The organism is Shewanella surugensis, assembly GCF_023284005.1.
In the GTDB taxonomy this organism is placed as follows: Bacteria; Pseudomonadota; Gammaproteobacteria; order Enterobacterales; family Shewanellaceae; genus Shewanella; species Shewanella surugensis.
Genome location: NZ_JAKIKS010000007.1, coordinates 28,490 through 52,541, shown reverse-complemented (window position 1 = coordinate 52,541; position 24,052 = coordinate 28,490). Strand labels below are relative to the sequence as shown.

General features: G+C 40.8%; 24 protein-coding genes, 1 other RNA gene and 1 pseudogene. 22 read left to right on the top strand and 4 right to left on the bottom strand.

Annotated elements, in window-relative coordinates:
* Genes L2764_RS03235 through L2764_RS03220 form a run of 4 tightly spaced genes read left to right on the top strand, consistent with a single transcriptional unit; the run spans position 1 to position 3,258 of the window.
* A complete protein-coding gene (locus L2764_RS03235) occupies positions 1–165 on the top strand; it encodes a hypothetical protein (RefSeq protein WP_248938805.1) in 165 nt (54 codons plus the stop codon).
* Entirely contained in the window at positions 165–1,037 is an 873-nt protein-coding gene (locus L2764_RS03230) for a hypothetical protein (protein ID WP_248938804.1), read from the top strand. Before L2764_RS03235 ends, L2764_RS03230 begins: the two co-directional genes overlap by 1 nt.
* Complete coding sequence (locus tag L2764_RS03225) at positions 1,034–1,594, top strand: baseplate complex protein (protein WP_248938803.1); 561 nt, start codon at positions 1,034–1,036, stop codon at positions 1,592–1,594. The genes L2764_RS03230 and L2764_RS03225 overlap by 4 nt, the downstream gene beginning before the upstream one ends.
* Positions 1,591–3,258 carry a hypothetical protein gene (locus L2764_RS03220; RefSeq protein ID WP_248938802.1) on the top strand — a complete coding sequence of 556 codons (1,668 nt, stop codon included), beginning with the start codon at positions 1,591–1,593 and terminating at the stop codon, positions 3,256–3,258. The genes L2764_RS03225 and L2764_RS03220 overlap by 4 nt, the downstream gene beginning before the upstream one ends.
* Before the next feature lie 569 nt (positions 3,259–3,827).
* Here the strand turns inward: L2764_RS03220 and ssrA are convergent.
* Both ssrA and smpB read right to left on the bottom strand, forming a co-directional pair.
* Positions 3,828–4,186, bottom strand: a transfer-messenger RNA (tmRNA) gene (ssrA, locus tag L2764_RS03215).
* Positions 4,187–4,288: 102 nt separating this feature from the next.
* Positions 4,289–4,774 carry an SsrA-binding protein SmpB gene (gene smpB, locus L2764_RS03210; protein WP_248938801.1) on the bottom strand — a complete coding sequence of 162 codons (486 nt, stop codon included), beginning with the start codon at positions 4,772–4,774 and terminating at the stop codon, positions 4,289–4,291.
* A 198-nt stretch (positions 4,775–4,972) separates the two neighbouring features.
* On the opposite strand from smpB, the gene L2764_RS03205 reads away from it, so the two are divergent.
* Both L2764_RS03205 and L2764_RS03200 read left to right on the top strand, forming a co-directional pair.
* Positions 4,973–5,407: a type II toxin-antitoxin system RatA family toxin gene (locus tag L2764_RS03205; protein ID WP_248938800.1), complete on the top strand. Its 435-nt coding sequence runs from the start codon at positions 4,973–4,975 to the stop codon at positions 5,405–5,407.
* Positions 5,404–5,769, top strand: coding sequence for an RnfH family protein (locus tag L2764_RS03200; RefSeq protein ID WP_248938799.1), 366 nt, complete (start codon positions 5,404–5,406; stop codon positions 5,767–5,769). The genes L2764_RS03205 and L2764_RS03200 overlap by 4 nt, the downstream gene beginning before the upstream one ends.
* Positions 5,770–5,948: 179 nt before the next feature.
* Here L2764_RS03200 and L2764_RS03195 read toward each other — a convergent pair whose 3' ends face one another.
* Complete coding sequence (locus L2764_RS03195) at positions 5,949–6,437, bottom strand: outer membrane protein assembly factor BamE (RefSeq protein WP_248938798.1); 489 nt, start codon at positions 6,435–6,437, stop codon at positions 5,949–5,951.
* 1,155 nt (positions 6,438–7,592) lie between these two features.
* Between L2764_RS03195 and L2764_RS03190 the strand changes: the two genes are divergently transcribed.
* The 10 genes and pseudogenes from L2764_RS03190 (at position 7,593) to L2764_RS03145 (ending at position 18,410) form a co-directional block, all read left to right on the top strand.
* Positions 7,593–8,411 (top strand): SAM-dependent methyltransferase, encoded by an 819-nt coding sequence (locus L2764_RS03190; protein ID WP_248938797.1) that lies wholly within the window; start codon positions 7,593–7,595, stop codon positions 8,409–8,411.
* Between the two features lie 252 nt (positions 8,412–8,663).
* Positions 8,664–8,870: a hypothetical protein gene (locus L2764_RS03185; RefSeq protein ID WP_248938796.1), complete on the top strand. Its 207-nt coding sequence runs from the start codon at positions 8,664–8,666 to the stop codon at positions 8,868–8,870.
* 64 nt (positions 8,871–8,934) lie between these two features.
* Positions 8,935–10,806, top strand: coding sequence for a tetratricopeptide repeat-containing diguanylate cyclase (locus L2764_RS03180; protein WP_248938795.1), 1,872 nt, complete (start codon positions 8,935–8,937; stop codon positions 10,804–10,806).
* A 106-nt stretch (positions 10,807–10,912) separates the two neighbouring features.
* A complete protein-coding gene (locus tag L2764_RS03175; protein WP_248938794.1) occupies positions 10,913–12,883 on the top strand; it encodes a GGDEF domain-containing protein in 1,971 nt (656 codons plus the stop codon).
* Between the two features lie 27 nt (positions 12,884–12,910).
* A complete protein-coding gene (locus tag L2764_RS03170; protein ID WP_248938793.1) occupies positions 12,911–14,824 on the top strand; it encodes a GGDEF domain-containing protein in 1,914 nt (637 codons plus the stop codon).
* A gap of 234 nt (positions 14,825–15,058) precedes the next feature.
* Complete coding sequence (locus L2764_RS03165; RefSeq protein WP_248938792.1) at positions 15,059–16,405, top strand: M20 metallopeptidase family protein; 1,347 nt, start codon at positions 15,059–15,061, stop codon at positions 16,403–16,405.
* 89 nt (positions 16,406–16,494) lie between these two features.
* Positions 16,495–16,731, top strand: a complete 237-nt coding sequence (locus L2764_RS03160) for a hypothetical protein (protein WP_248938791.1) — start codon at positions 16,495–16,497, stop codon at positions 16,729–16,731.
* Positions 16,732–16,752: 21 nt separating this feature from the next.
* Positions 16,753–17,754: pseudogene (locus tag L2764_RS03155) on the top strand (penicillin acylase family protein).
* Entirely contained in the window at positions 17,729–17,887 is a 159-nt protein-coding gene (locus L2764_RS03150; RefSeq protein ID WP_248938790.1) for a hypothetical protein, read from the top strand. Before L2764_RS03155 ends, L2764_RS03150 begins: the two are co-directional and overlap by 26 nt.
* A 28-nt stretch (positions 17,888–17,915) precedes the next feature.
* Positions 17,916–18,410, top strand: coding sequence for a penicillin acylase family protein (locus L2764_RS03145; protein ID WP_248938789.1), 495 nt, complete (start codon positions 17,916–17,918; stop codon positions 18,408–18,410).
* On the opposite strand, the gene L2764_RS03140 is transcribed toward L2764_RS03145, so the two are convergent.
* Positions 18,386–18,679, bottom strand: coding sequence for a DUF2789 domain-containing protein (locus L2764_RS03140; RefSeq protein ID WP_312018334.1), 294 nt, complete (start codon positions 18,677–18,679; stop codon positions 18,386–18,388). The genes L2764_RS03145 and L2764_RS03140 overlap by 25 nt on opposite strands.
* Before the next feature lie 227 nt (positions 18,680–18,906).
* Between L2764_RS03140 and L2764_RS03135 the strand changes: the two genes are divergently transcribed.
* From L2764_RS03135 to L2764_RS03110, 6 genes are all read left to right on the top strand, one after another.
* Positions 18,907–19,497, top strand: coding sequence for a sporulation protein (locus tag L2764_RS03135; RefSeq protein ID WP_248938788.1), 591 nt, complete (start codon positions 18,907–18,909; stop codon positions 19,495–19,497).
* Entirely contained in the window at positions 19,428–19,688 is a 261-nt protein-coding gene (locus L2764_RS03130; RefSeq protein WP_376708370.1) for a hypothetical protein, read from the top strand. Before L2764_RS03135 ends, L2764_RS03130 begins: the two co-directional genes overlap by 70 nt.
* 191 nt (positions 19,689–19,879) lie before the next feature.
* Complete coding sequence (locus tag L2764_RS03125) at positions 19,880–20,155, top strand: hypothetical protein (RefSeq protein WP_248938786.1); 276 nt, start codon at positions 19,880–19,882, stop codon at positions 20,153–20,155.
* 179 nt (positions 20,156–20,334) lie between these two features.
* Entirely contained in the window at positions 20,335–20,820 is a 486-nt protein-coding gene (locus L2764_RS03120; protein WP_248938785.1) for a GyrI-like domain-containing protein, read from the top strand.
* Between the two features lie 218 nt (positions 20,821–21,038).
* A complete protein-coding gene (locus L2764_RS03115; RefSeq protein ID WP_248938784.1) occupies positions 21,039–21,719 on the top strand; it encodes a sulfotransferase in 681 nt (226 codons plus the stop codon).
* A 363-nt stretch (positions 21,720–22,082) separates the two neighbouring features.
* Entirely contained in the window at positions 22,083–24,050 is a 1,968-nt protein-coding gene (locus L2764_RS03110) for a CHASE3 domain-containing protein (RefSeq protein WP_248938783.1), read from the top strand.
* The last annotated feature ends 2 nt before the right edge of the window (positions 24,051–24,052 follow it).

The window sequence follows — 24,052 nt, the reverse complement described above, 5'->3', positions numbered from 1 at the left end:
ATGGCATTTATACACGGATTAACCCATGCAGCAGCAATCATGACAGTGAGTTATGTTGGGCGTAACAGTAATACCAGTACCGAACTACAGTTAAGCGGTGATGCATTAGTATTGCTCGCTAAAAAGAATTTTAAAGAGAGCGTGCTAGCGATAGCGCCTGCGTGATGAGTTGGTCTAAAACCAATGCAGCATGGCCAAGCCATGCCGCAAATAGATCAGCTCAAAGTACTGATGTATTAACCCAATGGCAAGGAGAGTTAGGATCCACTCTTGCACTTGAGAGCCGCGCGAAATATCAACAGCATGTATTAAGCGCCGCCGCGCAGGCGTTATTATCGTTACGTACAGAGTTAAATGCGCTGTTAGTCTATGGCACGGTGTTAACTGTGACGGCAGATGCCGATATCAATAATAGTGATAGCGCGATGATGCGTCTATCTGCACAAAGCGCCGTCGATAAACTCAGTGTGAAATTAATTGATTATAATGATGTTTATTTACCGAGTACCACGGATGGGCTTGCGCTATTGTTTTCGGCGGGCTCCATCAATGAGCTGATTAATCAATTATCCCCTATCTGCGCCCTATTAGCCTTGCCCGAGCTGAATGCTTACTTGCGTAAATTGACGTCATTTACTCAACTTGATAGCGAAAAAATGCAGCAAAATCCCACGCCTGCATTGCCGCATTGGTCGAGTAAAACCGCGATTCATTTAGCCCCATTAAGGGAGGCCATGCAGTTACAAGGGGCGCAGTTAGCACAATTGGAATCATTGGCCAGTGGCGGTGAGTCGCCCATTGCACGATTGCAGCAATTAGCGATAAAACGGGCTAATACTCAGGCTCAATTAACGAATGACATCAATGCGCTTCAGCAGGTATCGGGCGAGGTATGGCGCTGTCACTTAACTGGCGATAGGGCGCAAATGGCCAATCAACTAGCAGGATTAACCCCGCCCATTAATCAAGCTTTTAGCGTAGCGGTGTTAATGGTGAGTGATACACCATTAACCTTTTTTAAGGAGTTATTGCCATGACCCAAATTTTATTAAACGGTGAGCTTGTGCGCATGAAGTCGTGCAAATTGAGCCTAACACAAGACTTAGTGAGTAAAGATGTATCGGGGCAATCATCGAGCACCGCAGATGTAGAGCAGGGCGATAAAAGCAAAGAGATTAAAGTCGATGGTTTGATCCCTTTTACCGATACAGCCCAATTAACTCGTATCTTTGAATTAGCTAGTGCCCGTGATGAAGCGGGCAATAGGCAAATTAATCGCGTGAGTTCAACGTTAACCCGGGCGGCTAAAATTCGGCAGATGAAATTTTGTGGCCAAATATCGGCGCCCGAACATGGCAGCTTAATGGCGTGGCAAGTGTCGTTTCGTTTACGTGAATATTTAAGCGTGCCTGAAGTGGCCGAGCAGCGAACGGAGCAGACCGAGGCAAATGCAGAACAAACCACGGAGCAAACCGCGAGTGTGTCATCAAGTAAAGCGTTAACCGAAAATGCACCGCCCAATGTTGAGGTGTCTTCACTTGAGTCATTTTTACATACATTGGATGATTCTTTAGCGGAGACCGAAACCGCATGAAGTTAACGAAACGTTTAACGATTGGCTCAACGATTTACCCATTAAGTGATTACCGTCTTGTGCTTGAGCTATCAGCAGGTGGGCGAGGGATATTTGAAACGGTTACCAGTAAGCTAGGTGCTCTCAAACATGGGCAAATAGTGTCGTTAGATATTGGTTATAACAATCAATTGCAGCGTTATTTTAGCGGTTATATCAGTAAAGTGACGCAAAGTGCCAATGGTTCAACTCGTTTTAGTGTGCGAGAACTGTCGGGCATATTGGCAGAACGTATGCCAATGAGTATTTTACACGCCACGTTTAGGCAAGTGATCACTCAATTATCGACCCTTTCAGGCTTAAGTTTTGTGATCCTCGAGTCGGCCGATTATGTTGATAAACCCATTGCTAACTTTACTTCTCAAGGCACCGGCTATCAGTTATTAAAAAATGTGGCGCGGGCGTTTAATGTGCCTGAATTTGTTTGGTACCAGCAGCAAAACGGGCAAATATTTGTGGGCGGTTATCAAGATAGCCGTTGGGCCAATCGACCTGTTGATATACCAAGCCGTTTCAGTCAGCAGCAAAATAGTAATAGTTGGCAGTTATTGGCCATGCCGAGTATGAGACCAGGCGTTTTAGTGAATGGCCACAGAGTTAAGCAAGTGGAATTTAATGATGACACCATGACATTAACCTGGACCGCAACCAAAGCGGATGATTTAGCCGAAGAGAGAAAGATCACCAATATATTTCCAGAGTTAGCCGGAGGCTATCACTTGCCACGGTTCGCGAAGGTGATGAGCATTAGTGATACCAGTAAAGCGGGTGATCTTAATAATGCCTTTCGTCCTCGCTATGCGGTAGATGTGCAGTTACTTGATGAGAACAATCAACCTGATCTCACCGTGCCGATTTATCGCGCGGTACCCTTACCGATGATGTTTGGTGGTAACGAGCAAGGATTATTGCAATACCCCTCTCCTGGTACGTTGGTTGAAATCGGTTTTGCTTATGGTCGACCCGATAAAGCTTTTATTAGAACTGTGCTGGGGTGCGATTGGGCTTTACCCAACATTACGCCAGGTGAACAACTCATTCAACAGCGCGCCGAGGTGTATCAGCGCACCGATAGTGCAGGTAATCAAATCTGCAGTACGGATCAAAAGCAAATCGATATTAGTTATCGAAAGCAGATCACCTCTGATGAATATCAATTAAACGCGGGAAGCTCACACACCAAAGTGGCTCAACACTCGATTGAAGAAGTTGGCGCAAAAAAAACAATCGAAGCATTAGGCGCAATAGAATTGCTAGCCGGTGATAATATCAATTTAGCCTCATTGGGTAATATGCATTTCACCACGACAGGTGAGTTAGTCGAAGTGGTGGGGAAATTGCGCCGCTCAGTGGCATCACAAATGCAAAAGATGGAAGCGCCCACACATTGGGCAGGCACAGACACCATTAATATTTATGCATTACTGGATAACTTGATGCAGTGCGTCGAGCAGTTAGCGGATCACTGTGCCGGTCACACCCATGAATATGATAAGCCATTGCATAAAGATGGTACCACTCAAAGCAAGGCACCGAACTTGGCTACCAATATGAGTGAGCGCAAGAGCCAAGCCAATGAACTACACAATCAACTCAACCCACTGCTTGCCAGTGCAGATACATAGCGAACATACCAAACCGCTTCAAACCTAAACAAGAAGCCTCACATATGTGAGGCTTCTTTGTGCCTGAGTATTTCATCACGTAATTCTTCCCACGTAATCTTCCCGCCACGTAATCCGCACTCTTCCTCCCCCTCCTGCGCGCTCTTTGTGGTATTTTTTTTACAGTTTTCTATTAATACAGTTCATAGGGCTAACCCGCGCCATCTCTGGGGGCTTGTAAACGATCGCGATCTGAAAAGATCGCGGTTTTTTGCAGTGTTTTACAGTTTCTTAGAGTGGCTTTGAATCACTTTTTAACCTGAAAGCCTGATGTTTACTGGGTTTGCTCTGTTTTACGTGGGGTGTTTTAAAATAGACGATAAAAATAGGATATGTAAAAAACAAATAAAAACATAGACTTGGTTTTATTTTGAAATGAAAAAAATAAATAGATTAAAATAAATTTAGAGATTAATTGGATATTCAAAAAACATGTCGCCAATTGCCGCCACTCTTAATCATCTGTCGCCACTTTGTCGCCATTCAGATGTGACAAAGGGTTAGCCTTTCGGCTAACCCTTTGTTGTAATTGGTGGAGGCGGCGGGGCTCGAACCCGCGTCCAAAAAGCCTACATCCAAGGCACTACATGCTTAGTCTCTCTTTTGGTTAACCAAGTACACTCCGAAAGACAGGATTGCAATTGGCGAGTTCAGTACTGTTTCGCGGTTCACCCCTGAACATGGTTCCCTCGCTATCAAATGTAAGATGACCATCTATACGCTCTGTCCATTTGAGAAACGTGAGCAAGATGGCCAGTTAAGCCGCTAGGCTTACTGGAGTGTAGTTAGAGTCGTTTGCAACTATAACGGTGCGGCTTTTTACGAGGCCAACCGCCCCTCGGCATGCTCCCAGGGTTTCGAGAATCTTGTCGAATCCAGAATCGCCCCCAAGTACAGATTAATAATAACTGCTTAGTAGCATATCACCAAGCAGTTTATACAAATTAACAACCGTTTGCTGGTTAAATGTTCTATCTTAAACAGAAATGACTTATTGGCGGACAGAGTTCTTAATGGTACGGGCTTTTTCTATCTGCCATTCGCGATCTTTGGTGTCATCACGTTTATCGTGTTCTTTTTTACCTTTACCTAAACCGATTTCAATTTTGACCCATGCGCCTTTTTGCCAATACATGGAAATGGGCACAATGGAATAGCCTTTACGATCAACCAGCCCTTGTAACTTATCTAATTCTTTGCGCTTCAATAGGAGTTTTCTTGAGCGCAGAGGGTCGCACACAACATGGGTCGATGCGGTATTGAGTGGGGCTATAGTACAACCAAATAAATAGGCTTCGCCATCTCTTAGGAATACATAGCTTTCAGACAAGTTGACCTTGCCCATACGAATTGATTTAACTTCCCACCCCATGAGGGACAAACCTGCTTCTAATTTTTCTTCGAATTTGTAATCGAAGGTGGCACGTTTATTACGTGCGATTGAAGCGCTTGGGGTTTTTGATTTTTTCTTAGCCATAGCAGGCTATTATACTCAGAGTCAAACAATTTGGAATTGCCCAAGGCCACTTTTTAGTAAATATTTTTGCGATAGGTGCGAATTGTTCTTTTTTTATACAAAAAACTTTGATTGAAGCGAGCGATAGAAAATATACGTTTTATACAGTTCATGTTAAAATCGGTTTATTGAATTCAGTTATCGAGTGTAATAAGCGAAATGACACAGATTTCTCGCAGCATGTTGGTACGGTTTAGTGCTATGCAGATGTATGATCTCGTCAACGATGTAGATTCTTATCAAGAGTTCTTACCCGGTTGTGTGGGCGGTAAAGTATTGACCTTCGATGGTGAAACCATGTTGGCTTCGGTTGATGTGGCTAAAGCGGGGATGAGTAAAAGTTTTACCACCCGCAATCAAGTTGAGCCAGGTAAGCGTATTGTATTGGTATTAGAAAACGGCCCCTTTAAACATTTGCAAGGGGAGTGGCGTTTTACTGAGTTGGCCGAGGATGCGTGTCAAATTGATTTCGAGCTTAATTTTGAATTTTCCAATTTCTTGGTTGAAAAAGCCTTCGGCAAGGTATTTAAAGAATTGATGTCATCAATGGTGACCGCATTTACCGGTAGAGCTAAGGTCGTGTATAAGTCATGAGTGAACAAAAAGCTTTTAGCAGTAAAGAAGCCCTTAGTGAACCGTTAGCCTTTAATGTTGAAGTGATCTACGCATTACCTCATCAGCAAAAAAGAGTACAAGTTAAGGTCTTGCCAGGGACAAGCTGTATTGATGTGGTCAAGCAGAGTGATATCGGTCAGTTTTTTCCGGAGATTGATCTTGAACAGGTCAAATTAGGCATTTTTAGTCGTCTCGTTAAGCATGATGAGCTTATTCAAAAAGGCCAAAGAATTGAAGTGTATCGTGCATTAATTGCGGATCCTAAAGATGTTCGCCGTAAACGTGCCGAAAAAGCCAAAGAAGAGGGCAGAGCCAATAAAAAAACCGGTGGCCGAGCCTAGTCTTTAGTACTAATCCTGTTTAGTTTGATGGGTATAAACCTCAACACGAGCACTATCTTCCTTCAAACAAAATGCCCAAGCGAATAATCATTCACTTGGGCATTTATTGTTGTCAGATCTTTTAGCGCGTAGTTGGTGTTATCAACATAGCTTCTATAAACATATCATTGATAAGCGGGCTATTGGGCTGGGTTTTGCTTGCCCATTGGGGGCATACCTGTTTGCGGGATCCCCATATTATCATTAATGCTGCTATTAACATCATCAGCTACTGGACTGTTGATGTCAGGTAAACGGCTTTCATCTAGAGGCGTGTTAAAGTCGGGACTCAAATCATAATCGCCTTCAGCTTGAATTAATTTATCATCACTAAAACGGATAATCAGTTCTTTATGAATGATGCTGGCATCACGTCCACTTTTAAATTGGTAAACATAGTACCAAGTATTGTCAGCAAAGCTGTCATGCAATACGGGTCTTCCCAAAATATATTGCACTTGCTCTTTGGTCATTTCCATGCGAAGTTTTTCAACTTGCTGTTTTTCCATGTAGTTGCCTTGAGCAACATCGGGTTTATAGATTAACCAATCAAATACACTACATGCACTAAGTGATAAAGAGAGCGCAGCGGCGCCCAATAAAATAAGACTTTGTTTTTTAATTGTCATTGAATGCGCTACTTCATAAAAATCTGAGATCATAATACCCAAGCACTCCCCTTGCTGACAAGGGTTATCTTACTGCTCGTGGCTTGGCCCTGTAAACTTGTTAGGCATACAAGTTTATAACATTGATTTTATATTGAGTCACCACTTTGGCAATAGTTCAATTAAATTTAGTGATTTGGTATTATTTTTCATTTCTTGCTGAGTCTGTTGCGTTGGAGGTGTTGTTGATTGGCCTACATGGAGCTAGCGAGGGAGCGTTATGTCATCGTTGATATAAAGGGTCGCTGTTGTGACAACAGTAATAGAATGAGCAGTGCTAAACATTTTAATTAAATGTCTAAATCGAATAAGGTCAAAAGGGTTATTATTAGGATACTGGAGAGCAATAACGTCGAATAAGCCTAATTTTGACAGCTTGTCGTGATTATCCAATGAAGTATAGCAATAAATTATGCTACTGCTTTATAGTGGCTCGACAGAAAATTGATAAAATGAAATGCGAACATTAAATTTTACTGGTTGAATATGTTGTGTTTTTAGTTTTATTGTCATTTTATACTACCCGCGTATTTTAGACTGTGTTGTCAACCAAAAGGCCAGTATGAATAAAGTAAAAGAGTCTCGGCTTTTATAGTTACTTATGTGATAAAAATGTTGGAAAATAACCGTATTTCATGTAGATTGCTTGCAAGAAACAAAAAAGATGAGCTATGGGACATCACTTGGTTTTTAGGTGTCTATTTTTAAGCTATAGAATGAGACCTTTCTGCAGCTATTGTTATCTGCCCATGTTATTAAAATTTAAAGATCAGCGGTAAGATTATCAGTGTTCAGAAAAACGAGACCATTAAAAAATCATACTGTTAAGCATAAGCCGTTTAAAATCAATGTATTATTAATATCGTTAAATTGAGCTGTTAATGATTTCAAATAAGTTAAATTATTTCAAGTGTTTAAAAACATCATGAAACAAGGACGTAAAACCAAACGTAACGATTAAACTAAAACTAAAACTAAAAACAAAAATAATACGAATGAGATCGCTTACGGTTTATAAGCAAGGTTTACCAACCGATTTTTCTAGTTTCTCAATGATAGCGTTGTAAACAATGCGTTGAAAATTGGATGAGTCGATAAGGCTGATGGATAGAGTTGATGATAGACAGTATGGATAGTAAACAACAAGGCAGTCTCGTGTGCGTCGGCACAGGATTAAATCTCGCAGGGCAAATTACCGTATTAAGTCAAAGTTATATTGAGCATGCAGAGGTCGTCTTTACCTTAATGCCCGATGGCTTTGCTGAGCGTTGGGTAGGTCGTTTAAATAAAGATGTCCGCAGTTTGCAGCCTTTTTACGCGCAAAAGGGGGAGGTTAAAAATCGCCGTGAGACGTATGCCCAAATGGTTGCAGCGATTGTTACCCAAGTGTACTTAGGCAAAAAAGTGGTTTGCGCTTTATACGGCCATCCCGGTGTCTTCGCCTGTGTGGGTCACATGGCTGTAGAGCAATTACAGCGCGAAGGCTATCGGGCCCAAATGGAGCCTGGGGTATCGGCTGAAGCCTGTCTTTGGGCCGATTTAGGGGTCGATCCTGCCAGCTCTGGCCATCAAAGCTTCGAAGCGAGCCAATTTATGTACTACCAGCATGCAGTCTCTGCGGCGGCTTATCTGGTGCTGTGGCAAATTGGTCTAGCGGGCGAGCATACCCTGACAAAGTTCCATACTACGAGTGATAAATTACAAGTCTTGGTGGAGTTGCTGCAACAATGGTATCCACTGGAGCATGAAATCATTATCTATGAGGCGGCGACCTTGCCTATCCAATCGCCGCGAATTGAAACGTTGAGGTTAAAGGACTTGCCTAATGCTAGGTTGACCGATATTAGCACTTTATGCATTCCACCCAGTGAAAAATTAACGCTTAATCATCAAGCGCTGACCCAATTAGGCATTAGCGCCGATGATTTTGGTTAGTATTTGAGGCCATTAGTGTTTTCCGTGATTATTTTTTGTCGTAAATGAGTGGTGTTTTAATGCAGAGGAAGTGTTGTTCTCCTGTGGAGAGTAGCTCTTACTGCAAGTAGCAAGTAGCAAGTAGCAAGTAGCAAGTAGCAAGTAGCAAGTAGCAAGTAGCAAGTAGCAAGTAGCAAGTAGCAAGTAGCAAGTAGCAAGTAATAACAACAATAATATTTTTTTACTTTTTTCAAACAATAAGGAGATTGACTTATGTCAAATTTAGACGGCCTATTAGCCAAGTTAAGCACGGATGCCGAATTAAAAGATCAATTTATCGCCGATCCTGAGTCGATAATGGATGCAGAAAATTTAACCGATGATGAAAAAGCCGCCATGCTCGATGGTGATGTGGATAAATTATCTGATATCAGTGGGGATAATCAAGTGTATGGGAAGAATGTGGTCTCGTTAGATTAATATATAGTTATTGATATATTTGTTTTTATTATTAATTTTTAAGGAAGTATTCATGGGATTCTTAATGTTTAATTCAAGAGTAATTCACTCTCGATTATTGTTTATTTTCCCATGTTTTGTATTTATTGCTTGTTTCTTCCCTAAATTATCAGTTGCTGATGAGCGTCAAGATTTGATCGTTCAATTTGAAGCTAAATTAACGGAGTTAGAACCTTTACGTTCAAGGTTTCCTGCTAGGATCTCAAAAGAGTTAATAGAGTTAAGCCCTTTGTTAAACAAAGTGTCGCCAGTGCTTCAATATCGTTTTGTTCTGCTAAAAGCACAATCTTTAACTTTGAGTGGGCAGATAGATAAGGCTGTTGATTTATTACAGCAAAAATTAACGACTAAAACTGATAGCCATTTAGTTGAATATCATACTCGTGCTCTAGTCTTATTAGCTAATATTCATACTTATAATAATCAATATTCAGACGCTTTGCAGGCTTTACATCAATTTTTACCTTTATTATCACAGGTGAATAATATAGATATAGAGGTATTGGGTTATCGTCAAGCAATCGAATTGTTTGGCTTGATGAAAATGCACGCTGAGGCGCTAAAATACGCGCATATTTTGTATGCTAAATTAGATAATATTCAAGCTCCGCGCTTTCGCTGTTTTACCACCTCTGTGTATGCCGAGAGTATGGATAATGTCTATCGGGTAAATAAACAAGAATGGCCAAGCTTGTTTAAGTTGTATACCGATGCCTTATATGAGTGTCAGGAAGCTGATGAAACCATGATGATGGCTGTGGCGCTAAGAGGGCAAGCATCGTTATTGATGGAGCAAAATGAGCTTGTTGTGGCGCGCAGTAAATTAGAGCGAGCCTTAGCACTATCACTGGCGGTGTCCTATGAATACGATGTCGCCTCAGCATTGGTTTTATTGGCCGAAGTCGACAAGCAAGAGCAGCAATTAATTACCGCTAAAGCAAGATTACTCAAGGCGTTAAGTGTTGCTAATGAGCTGGGTGATAAGGAGTTGTTAGCCAAGATTTATTTACCTTTGTCTACATTGAGTGAAAAGCTTGGCGAAACGCCTGAAGCACTTCAGTATCGTAAGCAATATCAAGATAACTATTTCGCGGTGCTGGGGGAGACCCAAAGTTTGATCATTGCCTTTGAAACCTCAAAATTAGATTTTTTAGAAAAAGAGCGCCAATTGAGCTTTTTAAACCGTGAGCGCGACTTGTATTTAGCCAATAAGCAAATTGCCGAGCGTGAGCGCACTAATATGCTGCTGTTTGTTACTTTATTGGTCGGCGGGGTGTGCTTTTTAGTGATTTTGGCGGCGGTGAGTGTGAAACAAAAACGCACTTATAAGCGTTTGGCGCAAACTGATGCACTCACAGGGATTTATAATCGCGGCGCGGGGCAAAATTTAGGCGAAAATACCTTTGTGCAAGTGTGCGCGCGGCAAGCCGATTTTAGCGTGATCGCCTTTGATTTGGATTTATTTAAAAGCATTAATGATAATTTTGGCCACGCAACGGGAGATTGGGCGCTTAAAAAAGTGGTTAAGGTGGTGAAGTCCATTTTGCGGGATGGGGATATTTTTGCCCGCATGGGCGGCGAGGAATTTGTTATTTTACTGCCCTTCACTGATGAGACCAAGGCGATTGATTTAGCCGAAAAATGCCGCAAAGCGCTAGGGAACATTGATAGCCATCACAGTGGGCATGACTTTACCTTATCGGCCAGCTTTGGTGTAACCCAAAATACCGAGTCAGACTTAAGTTTGGATCCCATGTTACAACGGGCGGATAACGCGGTTTATGCGGGTAAGGCCCAAGGCGGTAACAAGGTGGTGATGGCCGATAAAAGCATGAATAAAGTATTTAAGCCAAGATCGCTGACGCAAAGGGCACGCTCTCAAAAGGCAAACTCTTAAAGAGCAAAAACTTAAAAATAAAGATGAAGCTGCAAGGAAGCAGAAGGGTATTTTTAACACTTTGATATGAATTTGGACGGAAACTTTATGCTAAGGATGCATTGATTTGGCTAATTTATTGATTTTTGTTGTGCGGGGCTTATGGAAGAGCATTGATGATAACAGACCCGTCGTTATTCGACGGGTGATCCAAGGATTCACTCGCTTACCATTGATGTTAAGTTTGTGCGTCAGTATGCCGTTAATGGCGGCTGAAGATGATATGTTAAAAGATGGCGTGTTGGAAACACCAGCCGTTAGTGTCATCAATGCAGCAGATGCAATCAATGAATCGAATCAAGAGACTATCGATCCTCAGCAGCTTTTTAAGCAAAAATTAGATGAACTGACCCCGTTAAGGGGAACTGATATGGATTATGTGGCGACGCAAACCGAGCTGTTATTGCCCATATTTAAATCCATGCCTTTGGCCTTACAATATCGATTTGTTTTTTTAAAAGGGCATTCTTTTGCCTTAAAGGGTGAGTCTGATAAAGCCACGGCTTTTATTAAGGCTGAAATGGCAAGCCCTCCTCCTGAGATGCTTAAAGCGGAGTATGTAAAAATATTGGCATTGCTTGCGGCCATTTACGCAGATCTTGATGATGTCACTCAGACCCTGCAGATCTTAAATCAAATAGTGCCTTTTTTAGGCTCAGTCGATGATATCGATAATGAAGCTTATGTGTATATGATGATGGTCGATATGCTGTCTCGTATGACACGTTTTGATGCCGCCTTGCAATATACCGATGCCTTATATGCCACTTTAGATAAGGTGACGAATGCCATGAGGCGCTGCTATATATCAGGGATCCATGCTAATAGCTTGATGAATGCTTTAAAAGAGGATCCTGCTCAACGGCGTCGATTAATGGACTTGCTTATTGATGCTAAAAAAGAATGCGATACTGCGGGTGAAATGGAAATGGTATCGAGCCAGCTACGTTCGATGAGTGAGCTTTATTTATTAAAGGATCAAGAGGAGCGGGCGCAAGCGACGCTCGACAAAGCCTATCGATTATCGCTTGATAATGATAGTACCCTTGAATTAGGCTTCATTTATGCCGCATTAGCTGAGATGGCTATAAGGGCAGAGCAGTTTACATTGGCGGAGAAGCATTATTTACAGGCATTGGAGAGTGCAAAAAATTTGGATATCAATCGATTATTAGTCGATACCACATTGGGCTTATCTGAGCTGTATGAGAAAACACAGCAGCTTGATAAGGCGCTCATGTATCGTAAGCAATATGGTGAGTATAACGCTATTAAAATGCAAGATATTCAAGGTGAGCTGACCACTTTTGAAAGTGCGAAATTACAATTATTGGAAAAAGATAGGCAAGTGCAAAGTTTAGATCGTCAGCAGGCCTTATTTTTTGCGGCGAAGCAAATCAATGAACGTAAGCAAACTCAGATGCGATTAGGCATGACATTGTTAGTGGGGGGGCTTTTTTTCCTCCTGCTGTGGACGATTATTAGTGTGATGCAAAAACGCCGCTATAAAGCGCTGGCGCAAAATGATCCGCTGACGGGGATCTATAATCGTAGCGCAGGCGAAGAGTTGGGAATGGCACTTTATCAACAATCAAGGCAAGAACAACGCCAATTCAGTCTCATTAGTTTTGATATCGATGATTTTAAAAATATTAATGATTGTTTTGGTCATGCCACGGGTGATTGGGTATTAAAAAAAATCGTAGCAGTGATTGCTCCTTTTATTCCTGATGATGCCATTTTTGCGCGCATGGGTGGGGAAGAATTTATGATTTTATTGCCTAATGTTAACGAAGAGGCCGCTTGGGCATTGGCTGAAGATTATGCTGCAACGCTGTCGGCCATTAATACGCAATATTCAGGGCATGATTTTGTCGTTTCGGTGAGTTTTGGGGTCACGCAAGCGATTCTCCCTGATGTTAAATTAGATTCTTTGTTGAAGCGTGCCAGTGATGTAATTGCTTTTACGCAACATAAAGGGAGCGATTTTATTGGCAAGCGTCATCGAGATTTTTCCTATGGATCAGTGTCAATCTGATTTCAAATAATAAGAGCGATAACCTTTATGTTAGCCAAGAATCGATTACGGGCTAAAGTGTCTATTTTTATTTTTAATGTCCTTTTTTTGGGTTTTGTTAGCCCCTCATTGTTGATTTTTACATCGGCGACAGCGATAGGTAATCATGGATCATTGCATCAGTCGGGTTCAATGGCATCTGAGTCAAATTTAAGTGGAATGGTTGTCGATGCCCCTGTTGGTATCACTCATGTTAATATGGCTCAAATAGAGGCTTGGGTAAGTCAGCTTGAATCTATTCGTCTGATGGATTTGGAGCAGGTTGCCGTTGAAACCGATAAGCTCTTGCCTTTACTTCATCAAATGCCATTAGTCTTACAATATCGTTTTGTGTTACTCAAGGCGCAGTCTTGGGCCATGAATGGTGAGATGAAATCGGCTCAAAAGCTGCTGCAAACCTACTTAGATAAAACGCCACCTGAAAGCTTAATCGCTGAATATGTGAATTTATTGGTGTTGTTGGCCGGGGTTTATTCCGATTTAGATGAAGTGGTCAATACACTGCAGGTACTCAATCAAATCGTGCCGTATTTAGAGCGTGTTGATGATGTCAATAATGAAGCTTATGTGTATATGTTGATGGTAGAAATGCTTTCTCGCATGACACGTGATCAGGCTGCTCAGCAATATACGGGTAAATTATATGCCACTCTTAATAAAGTCATTAAACCGATTAGGCGCTGTTATATTTCGACCATTCATGCCAATGCTGTTACGAATTTGATTGAGCATGATATCAACCAGCGAGATCACTTAGTTCGATTGTTTACTGATGCTTATCATGAGTGCGAATTGGCAAATGACAATGGTACTAAGTCGATAAATTTACGTTCACTCACGCACATTTATCTATTGGATAACCGATTAATCAGCGCTAAAAAGAGCATTGATGAGGCTTATCAAATGGCATTGGCAGATAATAATACCAGTGAGCTGGGATTTATTTATGTGCATTTGGCTGATATTGCTAAGCGAGAAGGAAAACTGATTAAAGCAGAAAAATACGCCTTACAATCATTCGAAATAGCCACTGAGCTGGGGACGAGTATTTTACTGATCGATGCGTCACTCATGTTATCTGATACTTATGAGGCGTTAGATAACACAACGCTGGCGTTGTTTTATCGTAAAGCTTATGAAGCCGCTAGTTTAACCAGAATGCAAGATATTAAAGGCCAATTAACGGTTTTTGAAAGTGCTAAATTACAGCTATTAGACAGAGAGAGGCAATTGGATTTATTAGAGCGTGAAAAAGCGCTTTATCTTGCGATGAAAAAAATGACCGATCGCACGCAGACACAAATGCATTTATGGATGACCTTGTTGATTGGCTGTATCTGTTTTCTTATTATTTGGGTCTTTATTAGTGTGAGACAAAAGGGGCGCTATCAAGTCTTAGCGCAAAGCGATCCCTTAACGGGGATTTATAATCGCAGTGCGGGTGAGTACGTGGGTAAAATCCTTTATCGGCAAGCGCGCAAAGAGCAGCGGCAGTTTAGCTTAGTGAGTTTTGATATTGATGATTTTAAAAATATTAACGACCGTTTTGGCCATGGAACGGGTGATTGGGTACTGAAAAAAATTGTTGCTGAAATAAATCCGCTGTTAGGGCTCAATGATATTTTTGTCCGTATGGGGGGGGAAGAATTTATGATTTTATTGCCCGATATTAATGAAGCTGCTGCTTGGGAAAAGGCTGCTGCATGCCGCTTAGCATTAGCGTCGATGAATACTCAGTACTCAGGACATCAATTTTCTGTAACGGCCAGTTTTGGCGTGACTCAAGCCATTGCTCCCGATCATCAATTAGATACTTTGGTAGAGCGTGCCGATGAAGCGATTTATTTTTCACAAATGAAAGTCATAAAGAGTGATGATGACTTCACTTGTGTCTACTCTTAAGCGATTAGAATTGTTCATACGTCTTAGATATTGAATTTGGATATCAAGTGTAAAATGGCCGACTCTTTTCGGGGGATAGCCATACATGCAATCGAGTAATTCGGCTGGAGTAACGCAGAATAATGATTAATTATTTCATTTAAGATTGAATTTTATACAGTTAGAGGATTTATCAAACAGATTGAATGTGATAGGTTAAATTAATGTTGATTTTGTGTCGGAAACCTCGCTCTTATGAAAGGTCTTTTTACTGCATTTTATGTCCCTTTTCTTGTTTTTAGCGTCAACTTATATGCTCAGCAAGTCTCCAATAATGAATTCGGTGAGACGCGTTTGAGCTTATCGGTTGATAAAGCGATGCCGAGACTAGAGAAGTTGTATTTACATTTTCATCAACACCCTGAACTCTCTTATCAAGAGCAACAAACGGCAAAAATCATGGCTGAAACATTATCAGAGCTGGGTGTCGACGTGACGTCAAATGTTGGAGGGTATGGTGTCGTGGGTGTGTATGAAAATGGTGATGGTCCGACACTATTAATTCGTACCGATCTAGATGCGTTACCGGTGACAGAGCAAACACAAAAACCTTATGCTTCCAAAGTGACTCAATTAGATAAAGACAGCAATGAGGTGGGGGTGATGCATGCCTGTGGGCATGATATTCATATGGTGAGTTTAATCGGCACCGCTGAGCAGCTCATTCATCGTAAGCAAGATTGGCAAGGCACTTTAGTCTTGTTGGCTCAGCCGGCAGAAGAGGTGGGCGGTGGTGCTAAAGCCATGTTAGAAGCTGGTATTTTTTCTGATTACCCTATACCTGACTATATTCTTGCTTTACACGTGAGTGCGGACATGGCCGCTGGGCAAGTCGGCATCACATCAGGATATGCTTTGGCCAATGTAGACTCGGTTGATATTAGGGTAAAAGGGGTTGGCGGACATGGGGCTTATCCTCAATTGACCATTGACCCCATTGTGCTTGCGTCCCGAATGGTACTTGCTTTGCAAACGATTGCGAGTCGAGAAATTTCACCTTTAGAGCCTAATGTGATGACAGTCGGTTCGATTCAAGGAGGCACAAAGCATAATATTATTCCTAATGAGGTCAAACTTGCTCTCACCTTAAGATCTTATAATCCTGAAGTACGCTTACAACAAATCGCTTCGTTAAAGCGTATGGTTAAAGGTATTGCAATGAGCGCTGGAGTGCCAAATGATTTAGCGCCTGTGGTATTTGTGCATGAAGAAGAACGTATTCCATCGACGTATAATGATCCTGCATTAACCGCTCAAGTCAGCCGTAGTATTGCTGCAGAGTTAGGTTCGAATAATGTATTGAAGGTACCTGCCGTGATGGCGGGAGAAGATTTTGGTCTTTATGGGCAAACCAAAGAGCGTAGACCGATTTCGCTGTTCTGGCTTGGCGCAGTGAATAAAGGCAAATATGCCAATAGTGTGAGTAGTGGGGAGCCCTTACCTTCACTGCATTCCAGTCAATTTGCGCCCGATTATCCCATTACTATTCATACTGGTGTTAGGGCAATGACCGCCAGTGCGATTGGGCTTTTTAATCAATAGTTCTTTACCCTTTTTATAAGGAAAGGTGATGAAAAAGCGATATTATTGCAATATACCAAGGGGGTGAATGCAGCGTTGAGGAGCAACGGGTGCATAGTTTTGAGTATTTATTGCTGAGGAAATCGCCAAAACCTTGGGTAATGACTGATAGTTTACTGGTTATTTTTAGTATGTATATTGATTTACAGGCGAAAACCATTGAAAGAGATTTAGTCTTAACGTTGATTAAACAGCACTTTGGTCAGAGTATGGTGAATTTTTTCATTCAACCGAGTCAATTTCAAGCGGCGCTTGATTTAAGCCGTATTCCTTTAATGCCTCCTTAAAGCCCAATATTATCGCAAGATGTGCAACTATCCACGAGAGTTAACACCGTTCATGAAATCAAAGAGTCCATTCAAAAGGGCAGTAATAATTGGGCTGTAGCGGGGAGTTTAACTGAAGCAGGCCAAGGCATGTTGTCAAATGACATGCATTTATCGTTAGGCGTACCCATTATTTGGTATCGGACTCAGTTAAATTATACTCATGAGACCACAAAGCAAGTTGTGCAGATAACAGGGGTCTCTTTACCTGGTACTCCAGGGGTGATTGTTGGCAGTAATGGTCATATTGCCTGGGGTTTTACGAATGCGTATTTGGATACCGCCGATTGGGTTGAATTAACCGATAGTGAGCCTTTAACCATAGAGACCGAGCGTATTCAATTAGCCGATGGCAGTGCGATTGATTTTGAATTTGAAATATCTCAATTTGGGCCGGTGGTTAATTTAATTGATTTATTGAGTAAAAATGCCATTGCTCAACCTGTTTCTACGATAAATCATGCTTCGCTCAATATGCCTTCAAAAAATAGCCCTTTGCAACATGCTTTTTAAGATAGTGACTCGATTAATAATAAAAAATATGCCCTTTCATGGGTTGGCTATCAAGATTATGCCGTGAATTTTAAGGTGTTGAATTTAGACACTCTTACCAGTGTTGAAGAGGTGATGACATTGGCTTCAGATGTTGAGGTCCCTATTCAAAATATGCTGGTTGTTGATACTGAAGGCAATCTTGCTTGGCAGCCGACAGGGGCTTTTCTTGCTCGATTGAATCCGAGTAATACGGCGATGTCTTCGAGTGACTACCAAGCCGATTTATGGCAACAAGATGCAGAATACTTACCTCGAGTGATTAATCCTAAGCATGCGCGTTTATGGACAGCGAATGCCAGAGCGGTATCCGTTAACGATTTTGCTCGTTTAGGTGATGGAGGTTACGCATTAGGGGCGAGAAATGTGCAAATATACGATAAATTAATCTCTGTAGAATTATTTGATGAGCCTGCTTTCATCCCAAGATGACACTTTTAAAGAAGATATTGAGTTTATCGAGGGATGGCAAGCCTGTGCATGTGAAGACTCTGTGGGTTACACCTTAGTGAAAGGATTTAGAGAGGCTATATTGGCTCGATTATCTTTCACCGATAGAAGATAAACTTAAGCCTTATGGACTGAGCTTAAGTGTGATTAAACGTTATTTAGAACCTGGGCTTTGGCAATTAATAAAGCAGCGGCCCGAGACATGGCTGTTCAAGGGCGAAAGTTGGAATGGGGTTATTTTGTCGGCTTATAATGATTCCAAAGCTGCTTTACTCGAACAATACAGTGACAATAATAAACTGGCGGATTTATCTTGTGGAAAGGTTAATCGTTTACAGATCCAGCATCCATTTAGTCGTATTTTTCCGGTTTTGGGTCCTGTTTTGGATATGCCAAGCACAGTGGGTTTTGGTGATAACTTTATGCCTGCGGTACAAGTAGCCCATTTTGGTGCATCAGAGCGTTTTATTGTGCAGCCAGGAAGGGAAGAACAGGCTATTTTAACATTGCCCGGCGGGCAATCTGCTCATCCTTTATCGATTTTTTATCGTTCTGGGTATGAGGACTATATTTATAATGCGAATACGCCCTTATTACCTCAACCATCTGAGTATCAACTGATTTTATCTCCTGAATAGGGCGGTGCTGAGGATCCACATTGACAGTTCAGGGATGTTTTTTTACGCAGCAGCGTATCCAAACAATCTGTGGCACCAGACCATTGTGCATCCTCTTCTAAGGATTCTTTTAAAAAGTTTTTTTGGGATAAACTCCAAAAATCAGCTTGATATAAGCGGATATTGTCTTCTAAGGTATGGGAATCAATAAAACGTTCTATTTCTTTAGTGCTACTCATCAACCCGAGTTGATCGAAGAGGTGGGTGAGTATTGCTGGTGTAGTATCCATGGCTTTCCCCCAATGTCTATTACATAGAGTGTTTATTATACCACTTAAAATGAGTCTCACTAGAGTCGCTCTGCATTCATCACTGACTTAGTAGGGTTGTTATTACGAATATATAGCAGAAAAATAAATTCTAGTTTATTTTTAAATATTATAATACCTTGAATGGTAAAACTAAAATCACCATGCTACTCTCTGGCCTCATTTAATGACAAACAGAAAGGAGTTCTATGTCATTTTTTAGTAAAGCGCTTGCAAGGCTGGGGATTGGAGCTGCAAGAGTGGAGGCGATCCTTGAGAATGGAACCTTACAACCGGGACAAGATGTATCAGGCATTATTAAAGTCACGGGGGGGCAATTTTCTCAAAAAGTGAATAAAATTGAGTTATTGATATGGAGTAATTATATTGCTGAAGAAGAATATGATTGCGGACAGCAAGTGTGTCTTCGTGAGATAGAAAAACATCATGAGTTAACCCGCTATGAACTGGTCGCCGATTTCACCACTCAGCCAGGTGTTATCAACAATATTCCTTTTTGTTTCCCTTTGCCTTTATCAACGCCTTTGAGTCTTGGCCGCAGTAAAATTTGGATCAGTCCTCGTTTGGATATTGACTATTCATTAGATAAATCCGATGAAGGTTATTTAACCATTGAGCCTAATTCATTGCAAAATAGTGTATTCAATGCATTAACGGCTTTAGGTTTTGTGATGAATAAGGTGAAGCGTGCTCATCGCCTTTATCACCGATGCCTTTTATTCAAGAATTTGAGTGTAAAGCACAAAGTGGTTATTTTAGTGAACAATTTGATGAGTTAGACTTGATCATGTATCAAGATGATAAAAGTCTTCAATTACAGTTAGATCTAGATTACAAAAATCGTGGACTCACTGAGTTAGTGAATCAATATATTCGTCAACATAAAGCTCAAGTCGCATTGAATATTACTCAAGGTGATCTTCCTACATTACATTATCAGCTTCATCAATTACTTGAACAGCATTGTTAAGCTATTAAGCGAATAGTAAGATGTTGAATTCGGGTAACAAAAGAGCGCCAATCAAGGCGCTCTTTTGTTTTAGATGGCATATCAGTTTATTCTTTTTTTGTTGTTAAGGTTTCGTTAGTATTTTACAGTGGCTGCTTGATATTAATCGATAAGGTTGTCAATCATTATTGGTGACTGAGAGTCAAATAATAATGATAAAAACAATATTAAAAGGGGGGGCTTTTTATCGTGCTGTTGGAATAAGTGTTATCGGAATTAATATCACCCAAAGTGCGGCAGCATTAGAATACAACCCTATTTATTCGCAGTCACAGCAATTAAGTGTACAGTCTCGTGTGGATGACGTTTATTATTTACAGCCGCATAATAGTTACGCACCTCGCGAAGGCGGAGAGGCGTTAGCTGACTGGCTTAATCAAGGTTTACGCTCTCTTGAAATAGATGTATTAGGGGTTTTGGCAAGATGATCAATCAGGCACGGACAATGCGTGTGAAAGCGATGGTGATGATCGCCTGATTTATTGTTTAAATGGTTCAAGCTATTTAGTGCTTTTTTGCGCTTGATGGGTATTGAGTCTCTCGTTTAGAATGGGGTATAGAGATGCGGTATTGATCGGGTTGATACAAAAAAGACCAGGAGCTGATAATGAGAATTGAGCATATTGAGACTTTTAGTGTGGCGGGCCTTGCTGTTAGAACGAAAAATGCCCTTGAACTTGCGCCTTCAACAGCCAAAATATCCTCGTTATGGGAGCTGTTTAATATTCGTTGTGGCTCGCTTTTATCAGAAGATGCCAACGTCTATGGGGTGTATACCCATTATGAGTCCGATGTCAGTGGTGAGTTTGATATTATTGCGTGTGCAGACACATTAACAATAGCGCAATTATCTAATGATCAAAGTGTGCTTGATCCTGATGTGAGTGCTACGGCGTTGACAGTCAGTGTTGAGTCGGGGAAATATCTGGTTTTTTCTGCAAAGGGGAAAATGCCACAAACCGTGATCCAATTATGGGGTGAGGTTTGGCGTTATTTTAATGCTTATGATTGCGGTCATATTCGCAACTTTAATACTGATTTTGAATATTATAAAAGCGACAATGAAGTCGAAATCGCCATTGGGATTGAGTAAAATCAATCCATTAAATGCTATCAAGTTGAGATGAATTCAATAAGGCACTTCCTATCCCCAAGCTCATTGAAAGTGCACGAATGTTCTGATCATTAGATAGTCGGATGGTCAATAGCTTATCATAATAGACTAGTGATAGTTTCTATCTTAGTCGTTTTATCAATAGTACTGTTTAATGTGTTAAGTTATGGCATTAAAAGCAGCATGACTCATCTCCTATGAACAAAATTTTTATCATTGGTTTACCTCGAACGGGCACCACGAGTATCAGTGTTGCCTTGTTAGATTATGGCTTTAAGGTGGCGCATACGGCTTATACTAAACGTGCATTTGAAGTGGCCGATGTCATTTCAGATTCTCCCTGTTTTAGTGATTATCAGCAATTAGATAAGCTGTTTCCTGGATCGAAGTTTGTCTATTTAGAGAGAGATTTGGCAGGGTGGCTCCCGTCGATTCAGATGCTGTTAAAGAAAATGCAGCTTAATCTCGATTTAAAAACAGGGGTGTTTAACCCTGTGATGAAACGCAGTTTTAATGCCATTTTTGCCTTATCGACCGCAGCCGATCCCTTTAATGCAGACTATTTACAAGCTTGTTATCTGGCCCATAAAAGAGACGTCATGGACTATTTTTCGGCTCGTGATGATTTACTCATGATTAATTTAAGCCATCAAGGGAGTTTAGGGGCACTCCTTAGCTTCATTGAACAGACGCCAACGTTAATTTCAACTCGCTCGAAAAACACCGATGCAGACTTTACGCAGTTAAATTATCCACCTTTAAGCTTTCCCCATTTAAATAAGGGAAAACATGTGGCCGATTGGCGAGAATATAAGCATCCGAACAAAGTCAATCCAAATAGCGCCGGTAAAGATCGCAGGCAATTTTTTGATTATTAATGCTTGCGCTAAATGGTGATAGGAATGAAAGCAAAATCGGGTGATTTTTTTAAGTACAAGCTTGTTGTTGGGCGCTCAGCTTGCGTATGAATGGGTTGCTATGTAGTCGAGTTGAATAGGGGAGTCGCTGACACAAGCTGGTTGCAGACATTTGACCATGGGTAAATTTAAAACGGGTGGTCGTTTAGCGGCAGTGGCGCACCTGCAATGCCAGCTGAATTCTGAATCGTCAATGAAATTGGATATAGAACAGATTTTCAAACTCTTTATCGTGCATAAAAGAGGAGCTTGACCACACGCTTACATCCTGATGAGACAATGGTAAAATTGAAATGTTTGGCTATAGTCTAATGAGTGAACAGGATGAGAGCGATTATAGTGTCGATAAAAAATGTCTCCTTCAAACAAAAAATTGCTTTTGGTGCGGCACTGCCCATAGTATTACTGCTTATGATCTCTACCGTAATTTTTTTTAGTATTCAACGTCAAAGTGAAACAAATGCATGGGTGGTGCATACTCATGAAGTGATTGCTGAGGTTCATCTATTAACCAAACTCTTAGTTGATATGGAAACGGGAGAGCGGGGTTTTTTGATCACAGGCAAGTCAACTTTTTTACAACCCTTTAATGACGCACAAAAGATTTGGGATCAAAAATTAATCGATTTAATGGGGTTGGTATCTGATAATCATAGTCAAATCAAACTGTTGAGTGAGATTAGGAGGTTGAAGGAACAATGGCTGCAGCAGGCTGCAGAGGTAGAAATAGCGGCAAGAAAGCGGGTTGGAAAAGAAAGTAACGCGACAATTGAACAGGTACGATTATTAATTGAACAGGGAACCGGTAAAAATATTATAGACAAGATCCGCGTGATTAATATTCAGTTCATTGAGGTTGAAAGAGCGTTATTGTTAACCAGGCAGCAGTTACAAGTTGAAGCAAGTCAACGAACTGTTTATATTGTCGTCATAGGAACACTTTTGGCAATATTTTTTGCAAGTCTATTTGCATTTTATTTATCTAAAAACATTATCAATAACCTTATTGTTTTAATGGAGGGTGCAAAGGCAATTGAAGCCGGAAATTTTGATGACACCATAGTGATAGAATCTGAGGATGAGTTTTATTTATTAGCTTGTGCATTTAATCAAATGAGTCAATCCCTTAAGATATCTATCACTTCAATGGAAGCTGCGATGCAGTCAAAAAGTAATTTTCTTGCCAATATGTCTCATGAAATTCGCACGCCAATGAATGGTATCTTAGGCATGCTGGCATTACTAGAAGATACAAAACTCGATGATGAACAACGTGAATATATCAATAGCATTCAAGTCTGTGGTGATGGATTACTGGTGGTGATTAATGACATATTGGATATATCAAAATTAGCCGCTGGAAAATTACACTTAGAAACCCTTCCTTTTGATTTAAGAACAGCGATTACTGAATGTTGTTATTTATTAGATGTGCATGCGTCAAATAAAGGCTTAAATATAGTCACAGATATTGATGATGATATACCTGAAACCTTAATCGGGGATAAACTAAGAATTCGACAAATATTGCTTAATATTATTAATAACGCAATAAAATTCACAGACAAGGGCAGCATAACGTTAACCGTAAAGGTCCTATCGCACTTGGGTGATGAATTTCAACTATCTTTTATTATTGCAGATCAGGGGATCGGTATTAGTCAAGCTGATCAGAGCAAACTGTTTCAGCCATTTTCTCAAGTCGATAATTCGGTCGCAAGAAAATATGGTGGTACAGGATTAGGTTTAATCATTTGTGCACAGCTGATAAAACAAATGCAAGGTGATATTTCGGTAAAAAGTGAAATTGGTAAGGGCACAGTGATTACATTTAACTTGCCACTGGTGAGATCGGAAAAGGTTATAGCCATACCTCGGCCCCTCAGTAATACACTATACAGTGAACTTTCTGCTAAGTTTCCACTAACAATTTTACTAGCAGAAGATAATAAGATTAACCAAGCTATTGCCAAAAAGGTCTTTCAAAAATTAGGCTATGAGGTTGGTCTCGCTATCGATGGCCTAGAAGCGGTAAAATCAGTGAATGACAAAACGTATGATATGATTTTCATGGACATGCAAATGCCAAATATGGATGGTGTTACCGCAACAAAAATGATTATTGAGCAACACCCTACGGATCATCCCTATATTGTGGCTATGACGGCAAATGTATTACCAGAAGATAGGCAGAAGTGCTTTGATGCCGGTATGCAAGACTTTGTTGGTAAGCCCATCAATGTTGACTTTATCATCAAAGCCGTAGAGACATATGCTGAGACTATTAAATGACA

Excerpts from the sequence above, each read along its gene's own strand:
- L2764_RS03135 (WP_248938788.1), top strand. The coding sequence starts at position 18,907 with ATGTCATTTTTTAGTAAAGCGCTTGCAAGGCTGGGGATTGGAGCTGCA.
- L2764_RS03110 (WP_248938783.1), top strand. The coding sequence starts at position 22,083 with ATGAGAGCGATTATAGTGTCGATAAAAAATGTCTCCTTCAAACAAAAA.
- L2764_RS03185 (WP_248938796.1), top strand. The coding sequence starts at position 8,664 with ATGTCAAATTTAGACGGCCTATTAGCCAAGTTAAGCACGGATGCCGAA.
- L2764_RS03180 (WP_248938795.1), top strand. The coding sequence starts at position 8,935 with ATGTTTAATTCAAGAGTAATTCACTCTCGATTATTGTTTATTTTCCCA.
- L2764_RS03140 (WP_312018334.1), bottom strand. The coding sequence starts at position 18,679 with ATGGATACTACACCAGCAATACTCACCCACCTCTTCGATCAACTCGGG.
- L2764_RS03120 (WP_248938785.1), top strand. The coding sequence starts at position 20,335 with ATGAGAATTGAGCATATTGAGACTTTTAGTGTGGCGGGCCTTGCTGTT.
- L2764_RS03170 (WP_248938793.1), top strand. The coding sequence starts at position 12,911 with ATGTTAGCCAAGAATCGATTACGGGCTAAAGTGTCTATTTTTATTTTT.
- L2764_RS03195 (WP_248938798.1), bottom strand. The coding sequence starts at position 6,437 with ATGACAATTAAAAAACAAAGTCTTATTTTATTGGGCGCCGCTGCGCTC.
- L2764_RS03125 (WP_248938786.1), top strand. The coding sequence starts at position 19,880 with ATGATAAAAACAATATTAAAAGGGGGGGCTTTTTATCGTGCTGTTGGA.
- L2764_RS03220 (WP_248938802.1), top strand. The coding sequence starts at position 1,591 with ATGAAGTTAACGAAACGTTTAACGATTGGCTCAACGATTTACCCATTA.
- L2764_RS03205 (WP_248938800.1), top strand. The coding sequence starts at position 4,973 with ATGACACAGATTTCTCGCAGCATGTTGGTACGGTTTAGTGCTATGCAG.
- L2764_RS03200 (WP_248938799.1), top strand. The coding sequence starts at position 5,404 with ATGAGTGAACAAAAAGCTTTTAGCAGTAAAGAAGCCCTTAGTGAACCG.
- L2764_RS03235 (WP_248938805.1), top strand. The coding sequence starts at position 1 with ATGGCATTTATACACGGATTAACCCATGCAGCAGCAATCATGACAGTG.
- L2764_RS03150 (WP_248938790.1), top strand. The coding sequence starts at position 17,729 with ATGAGCCTGCTTTCATCCCAAGATGACACTTTTAAAGAAGATATTGAG.
- L2764_RS03225 (WP_248938803.1), top strand. The coding sequence starts at position 1,034 with ATGACCCAAATTTTATTAAACGGTGAGCTTGTGCGCATGAAGTCGTGC.
- L2764_RS03130 (WP_376708370.1), top strand. The coding sequence starts at position 19,428 with ATGCCTTTTATTCAAGAATTTGAGTGTAAAGCACAAAGTGGTTATTTT.
- L2764_RS03115 (WP_248938784.1), top strand. The coding sequence starts at position 21,039 with ATGAACAAAATTTTTATCATTGGTTTACCTCGAACGGGCACCACGAGT.
- smpB (WP_248938801.1), bottom strand. The coding sequence starts at position 4,774 with ATGGCTAAGAAAAAATCAAAAACCCCAAGCGCTTCAATCGCACGTAAT.
- L2764_RS03190 (WP_248938797.1), top strand. The coding sequence starts at position 7,593 with ATGATAGACAGTATGGATAGTAAACAACAAGGCAGTCTCGTGTGCGTC.
- L2764_RS03230 (WP_248938804.1), top strand. The coding sequence starts at position 165 with ATGAGTTGGTCTAAAACCAATGCAGCATGGCCAAGCCATGCCGCAAAT.
- L2764_RS03165 (WP_248938792.1), top strand. The coding sequence starts at position 15,059 with ATGAAAGGTCTTTTTACTGCATTTTATGTCCCTTTTCTTGTTTTTAGC.